Origin of the sequence: Rossellomorea oryzaecorticis (genome assembly GCF_038405515.1) — a bacterium.
GTDB classification, from domain to species: Bacteria; Bacillota; Bacilli; order Bacillales; family Bacillaceae_B; genus Rossellomorea; species Rossellomorea oryzaecorticis_A.
The window spans coordinates 20,256-27,278 of the sequence record NZ_JBBYAF010000050.1 but is presented as its reverse complement, the minus strand read 5'-3'; the positions used below and the strand labels follow the sequence as shown (position 1 = coordinate 27,278).

Below are 7,023 nucleotides of genomic sequence, written 5' to 3'. Positions count from 1 at the left end.
AGCAAGCCAAAAAGGCAAAGAACGCCTTTCCGGCTTGCTCGCCTTATGCTTGTCGCCTCTGGGCAAGCCGCCTCCGCTTTTCTATTTGTCCAGCTGCAGGGCTTAGAGGCACATGTCATAAGTCAAACCGACCAAGAAGGCAAAGAACGCCTTCGTGGCCGATTCGCCTTACGCCACCCGCCTCTGAACAAAGCCCCTCCGCTTTTCTTCCCGCAGGCAAAGCCGAGGAGGCTCACGGGTCACCCGCGGAAAGCGAAGTCTTGCACGGAAATCAACAGCGGTGATTAAAGGCTCCATGCTGTAAAAAGTTTGATAAACACCAAAAAAGGTTATATTGCAACGAAACGTAAAAATCCCCCTAGAAATTTCGTCTCTCAAAAAAAAATTTTCAGGAAAAATATCACATAAAAATCCAAAAATATTCATAACTATGTAAGTCGTAAAATGAGATTTTTGTAAACGATTTCTTTATTGAAATAGCAAGGTTTTAAAGTTTTAGAATATTTAGTTAAATGATAAATTTTCCTCCGTTTTTTCTTCTCAATATACCCGGAATAATGGCGTTAAAAGGGTTAAAACCATTAACTAAATTTTTCGTTTTTTCTAAATTTCATGATATACTAACAAAAATTAAGAAAATTCGATTAAAAGGTTTTATTATCTTTCAATAATAGTAGTTAAGAAGAGGGGGACGTTATGAATGAAAAATAATCTTCCTGTTGCGCAGGGATTGTATGATCCAGCGCATGAACATGAAGCATGCGGTATTGGGATGATTGCCAATATAGATGGCAAAAAGTCACACAATATCGTCCAAAACGCCATTAATATCCTTTGTAACCTTGAACACCGCGGAGGACAATCCGCCGATACAAGCACTGGTGACGGTGCAGGTATCCTTACCCAAATTCCTCACAGATTTTTCAAGAAGCAATGTGAAAAAGAAGATATCTCCTTGCCTGGTGAAGGTGAATACGGAGTAGGGATGGTGTTCCTTCCCGAACATTATGACTCCCGGATGCAGAGCAAAGAATTATTTGAACGCATCATTGAAGAAGAAGGACAGAAGACGCTTGGATGGAGACCCGTACCAATCAATGATTCCTTTGTAGGGAAAGTCGCTTCCAAGTCTAAGCCGTTTATCAGGCAAGTGTTCATCGGTGCTTCTGATGATATGAAAACACGGATGGATTTTGAAAGAAAGCTTTATGTAATCCGAAAACGAATCGAGAAAGAAACATCACAGATTGAGGAATTAAAGGACGTATACTTGTGCAGTTTATCTTCCACAACCATTGTATACAAAGGGATGCTCATCCCCGAACAATTAGATTCCTTTTACATCGACCTCAATCACCCTGAGTTCCAATCCGCACTGGCCCTGGTGCATTCCCGCTTCAGTACGAATACATTTCCAAGCTGGCAGCGATCACACCCTAACAGGTATACCATCCATAATGGAGAATTCAATACATTACGAGGAAACGTCAATTGGATGAGAGCGCGTGAACAGCTGTGCCACTCATCTGCCTTCAGTGAAGAAGATCTGGAGAAAATCCTTCCGGTCATTGATGAGACGGGCAGTGACTCATCCATGTTCGATAACGCATTTGAGTTTCTTCACCTTTCTGGTAGGTCACTTGCCCATACCGCGATGATGATGGTGCCTGAACCTTGGGAAAATGATGATACGATTCATCCGAAGAAAAAGGATTTCTATGAATATCACAGCTGCCTGATGGAGCCGTGGGACGGACCGGCAGCGCTTGTATTCACGGATGGTAAACATATCGGGGCATGCCTTGACCGTAACGGACTCAGACCCGCAAGATATTATGTCACAAAGAATGGCATGATCGTCCTGGGATCTGAAGTAGGGGCCCTCGATATTTTTGCTGATGATATCGTCTACAAAGATCGTCTTCAGCCTGGGAAAATGCTCCTTGTCGATTTGGAAAAGGGAAGAATGATCCCGGATGAAGAAATCAAGCTTCGAGTGGCGAATGAACAACCGTACAGACATTGGCTGAATAACAATAAAAAAGAACTGAAGGATCTGCCTGAATCACCATATGGATCTGAAATGTATACTTCTGAGGAAGTTCTGGTGCAGCAGCAGGCTTTTGGTTATACAACCGAGGAAATCAATAAAATCATCAAGCCGATGGTGACGGATGGAAAAGATCCTGTCGGTTCGATGGGGTACGATTCTCCTCTTGCCGTCCTATCGAAAAAGCCGCAGCTTCTTTATAACTACTTCAAGCAGCTGTTTGCACAGGTAACCAATCCGCCAATCGATGCAATCCGCGAACAGATCGTCACGTCTGTCGGAACCACGATCGGAGCGGAAGGGAATCTGGTAGAGCCCGGTCCGGAGAGCTGCAGGCATATCCGTCTGGAGACACCAGTCCTTACGACGGAAGAGCTTGAAAGACTGCGTTACCAGAACGAAGAAGGATTCAAAGCGGTCACATTATCGACCTTGTTTAACGTTACAGAAGAAGAGGACCAGCTGGAAGGCGCGCTGGATAAATTATTCGCGAGAGCTGACATTGCCATCAAAGAAGGTGCCACCCTGCTGATCTTATCTGACAGAGGGGTGACAAAAGAGCGTGCAGCCATCCCTGCCCTGCTTGCGGTTTCCGGTCTGCATCACCATCTGATCCGTCAGCGGACACGAACCAAGGTCAGCCTGCTGGTCGAGTCCGGGGAGCCAAGGGAAGTCCATCACTTTGCTACCCTTCTCGGTTACGGTGCAGAAGCCATCACGCCTTACTTGGCATATGAATCTTTGCGTGACCTTGTCAATAAGGGAGAGCTTCAACAAACGACGCACAGAGAAGCGGTTAAGACATATGTGAAGGCTGCAACAGATGGCGTCATGAAGGTTCTCTCTAAAATGGGAATTTCAACGATTCAAAGTTACCGCGGTGCCCAAATCTTTGAAGCAATCGGTATTCATAAGGAAGTAATCGACAAATACTTCACGCGTACCTCCTCAAGATTAGGCGGAATCAAACTCGATATCATTGAGAAAGAAGTGCTGATGAGACACCGCAAGGCATTTGTGGAGAGAAAAGACTATAACCGTACGCTGGAGTCCGGTGATGAGTTCCAGTACCGTAAAAACGGTGAAGATCACCAATATAACCCAAGTACGATCCATACCCTTCAGCATGCGTGCAGAACGAACAATTTCGAAACGTTCAAGAAATATTCCAAGATGCTGACAGATGAGAAACAAAACCTGCAATCTCTTCGCGGACTGCTTTCCTTCAAAGAAAGACAGCCGGTTCCGATTGAGGAAGTTGAATCGGTGGAAGAGATCTGCAAGAGATTCAAGACAGGTGCGATGTCTTTCGGTTCAATCAGTCAGGAAGCCCATGAAGCCCTGGCGATTGCCATGAACCGCATCGGAGGGCGAAGCAACTCCGGTGAAGGCGGCGAGCATCCGAACCGCTTCACACGGGATGAAAATGGAGACCTGCGCCGCAGCTCGATCAAACAGGTTGCTTCCGGACGTTTCGGAGTGACAAGTCACTATCTTGTCAATGCAGATGAAATCCAGATAAAAGTCGCTCAGGGCGCTAAGCCCGGTGAAGGCGGACATCTGCCTGGCAAGAAGGTGTATCCATGGGTTGCAGAGGTACGCGGATCCACTCCGGGAGTGGAGCTTATTTCACCGCCTCCTCACCATGACATCTATTCAATCGAGGACCTTGCAGAATTGATCCATAACTTGAAAAACGCTAATCCACAGGCGCGTATCAGCGTGAAGCTGGTATCTGCGGTCGGCGTCGGGACAATCGCTGCAGGTGTGGCAAAAGGCCGTGCGGATGTAGTGCTGATTTCAGGATATGACGGAGGAACAGGTGCCGCTCCAAGAACGAGCTTGAAGCATACAGGCCTGCCTTGGGAAATCGGGCTCGCTGAAGCGCATCAGACCCTCCTTCTTAACCGCCTCCGTGACCGTATTGTCGTTGAGACCGACGGGAAGATGATGACGGGCCGTGATGTGGTTGTGGCATCCCTGTTGGGAGCAGAAGAATTCGGGTTCTCAACTGCACCGCTTGTTGTACTTGGATGCGTCATGATGCGTGTATGCCATATGAATACATGTCCTGTCGGCATTGCGACACAGGATCCTGAACTTCGCAAGAAATACATGGGTGATCCTGAACATGTGGCAAACTTCATGCGATTTGTTGCTCAGGAAGCGAGAGAACTGATGGCAGAGCTTGGATTCAGAACGATCAATGAAATGATCGGACGTACAGATGTCCTTCAATCAAATGAAGCAATCGACCACTGGAAGGGGAAAGGCCTTGATTTATCAGCGCTTCTTCATCAGCCGGATGTACCTGAGAAAGTAAGCAGATATGCTGTCAGAAAACAGGATCATGAGCTTGAGAAGACATTTGATTTCCAAGAGCTGATCCCGAGATGCCGTAAAGCGATTGAGAATAAAGAGCCGATAGAAGTCTCGACAGCCATCCGGAACATCAACCGTGTGACGGGTACAATGCTTGGAAGTGAAATAACGAAGCGTTACGGGGCTGAAGGGCTGCCAGAAGACACAATCCGCCTGAAGTTCACTGGTTCTGCAGGACAGAGCTTTGGCGCTTATATCCCGAAAGGTTTGACATTGAGGCTTGTCGGGGATGCGAATGACTTCGTAGGAAAAGGATTATCCGGTGGAAAAATCATCGTTCATCCCGACCCTACATCCACTTTTGTGCCGGAACGGAATACAATCATCGGAAATGTATCATTCTACGGTGCTTCAGCTGGTGAAGCATACATCTATGGAATTGCCGGGGAACGTTTCTGCGTAAGAAACAGCGGCGCGAATGTAGTCGTAGAAGGTGTCGGCGATCATGGATGTGAATATATGACTGGCGGTAAGGTAGTCATCCTTGGGCGTACAGGTCGTAATTTCGCCGCAGGAATGTCCGGCGGAACCGCTTATGTACTCGATGAGGACGGGTCGTTCAATTCCCGCTGCAATAAGGAGCTTGTCCTTCTGCAGCCATTATTCGATCCGGAAGAAACGAAAGAAGTGTATGATCTGATTCAAAATTACGTGAACTATACAAACAGTGCAAATGGTAGAAAGATATTGTCTAACTGGGATGCGTATGTGTCCAAATTTGTACGAGTGATCCCTAAATCCTATCTGAAAATGAAAGAGAGAATTTCAGAGCTTGAAAGCAGTGGACTGGAGAAATCCGATGCTGAAATGACTGCGTTCGAAGAAAGTACAAAAAAACTAGAGACAGTAAAATAAAGAAGGAGGGGGATATGGATGGGAAAACCTACTGGTTTCATGGAATACAAGAGACAACCGCTGGATGAAAGGAATCCTGCCGAACGTACGAAAGACTGGGATGACTATACACTTCCGCTATCAGAGGAAGAGGTCAGGAAACAGGGCGCGCGCTGCATGGACTGCGGCGTCCCTACCTGCCAGTCCGGCATGGAGCTTGCAGGGGTCACGACGGGCTGCCCTGTTTATCATCTGATTCCAGAGTGGAATGACCTGGTGTATCAAGGACAATGGAAGGAAGCATTGAAGCGTGAGCATGAAATGAATAACTTCCCGGAGTTCACAGGCTTTGCCTGTCCTGCACCTTGTGAAGGGGCATGTGTCCTTGGTATCAATGAACCTCCTGTTGCAATCCGGACGGTGGAAAGGTCCATCATCGAAAAAGGATTTGAAGAAGGCTGGGTCGTGCCTCAGCCTCCTGAGATCCGTACAGGTAAAAGGGTGGCAGTGGTCGGCTCCGGTCCAGCCGGATTAGCTGCTGCTGCACAGCTCAACAAAGCGGGCCACTTGGTGACGGTATTTGAGCGGAATGACCGCGTTGGCGGACTGCTGACCTATGGGATTCCTGAAATGAAGCTTCCTTACTCTATCGTAAAGAGACGTGTGGATATTCTGGAAAAAGAGGGAATCAAGTTTATAACGAATACAGAAGTAGGCAAAGATATTTCTTCTTCAGAATTAAAAAGTGAATTTGATGCAGTCATCCTTTGCGGAGGCGCGACGGTTCACCGTAATTTAGAAGTGGAAGGAAGAAATTTAAAAGGCGTCCACTATGCAATGGATTTCCTTCATGCAAATACAAAGAGCTTATTGGATTCCAATTTCGAAGATGGAAACTATCTTTCTGCAGCAGGGAAGAACGTGATTGTCATTGGCGGGGGAGATACTGGTACAGACTGCCTTGCCACGTCCATCAGACATAACTGCAAGAGCCTGACGCAATTTGATATCTACGCGAAAAAAGGAGCGATCCGGGATGAAGTGGGGAATCCTTGGCCGCAGTATCCAATCATCCATCGTGTGGAATACGGGCAGAAGGAAGCAGAAGAAGTATTCGGCCATGATCCGCGTGCCTATGCGGTCATGACAAAGAAATTCGTCGGGGATGAAGATGGCCACATCAAAGAAGTTCACACGGTGAACGTTTCATTGAAAATTGATGAAAACGGCAACCGTATCCGTGAAGAGCTTCCCGGCACGGAAAAAGTATGGCCGGCTGACCTTGTTCTTCTCGCGATCGGATTCAGCGGTCCCGAACAAGGCCTGTTGAAAGAGCTTGAAATCGAAACGAAAAGCAACTCCACTGTCGATGCCGAGTACGATAAGTACATGACCAATGTCGATGGCGTCTTCGCAGCAGGGGACATGCGCCGCGGTCAAAGCCTTATCGTATGGGCGATCAACGAAGGACGCGGGGCAGCACGAGAATGCGACCGCTTCTTGATGGGAACAACTGAACTGCCATAATCAATTGATTGAGAGACCTCTAGGGAGAGTATCCTTGGAGGTCTGTTTTTTTTGGATATCAATGAAGCATTTGTACATATTGTCATGACGACTTATTAACATGTGGATAAAAACCAAATTTGTTATTATTTTGTAATACTATTCTACTAAGTCATAAGTCTCTTTTCTCCAGTGTCCATTAAGGAGAAAATAAATGAAAGGGTTTTCACATTGGTATAGACAAATGATTC

Annotated in this window: 2 protein-coding genes; both read left to right on the top strand. The window is 46.8% G+C overall.

Annotated elements, in window-relative coordinates:
• Nucleotides 1–700 precede the first annotated feature (700 nt).
• Entirely contained in the window at nucleotides 701–5,287 is a 4,587-nt protein-coding gene (gltB, locus tag AAEO50_RS18840; RefSeq protein WP_341985892.1) for a glutamate synthase large subunit, read from the top strand.
• An 18-nt stretch (nucleotides 5,288–5,305) separates the two neighbouring features.
• Complete coding sequence (locus AAEO50_RS18835) at nucleotides 5,306–6,793, top strand: glutamate synthase subunit beta (RefSeq protein WP_341985890.1); 1,488 nt, start codon at nucleotides 5,306–5,308, stop codon at nucleotides 6,791–6,793.
• The last annotated feature ends 230 nt before the right edge of the window (nucleotides 6,794–7,023 follow it).

Coding starts and splice junctions, on each gene's coding strand:
- gltB (WP_341985892.1), top strand. CDS start 701: ATGAAAAATAATCTTCCTGTTGCGCAGGGATTGTATGATCCAGCGCAT.
- AAEO50_RS18835 (WP_341985890.1), top strand. CDS start 5,306: ATGGGAAAACCTACTGGTTTCATGGAATACAAGAGACAACCGCTGGAT.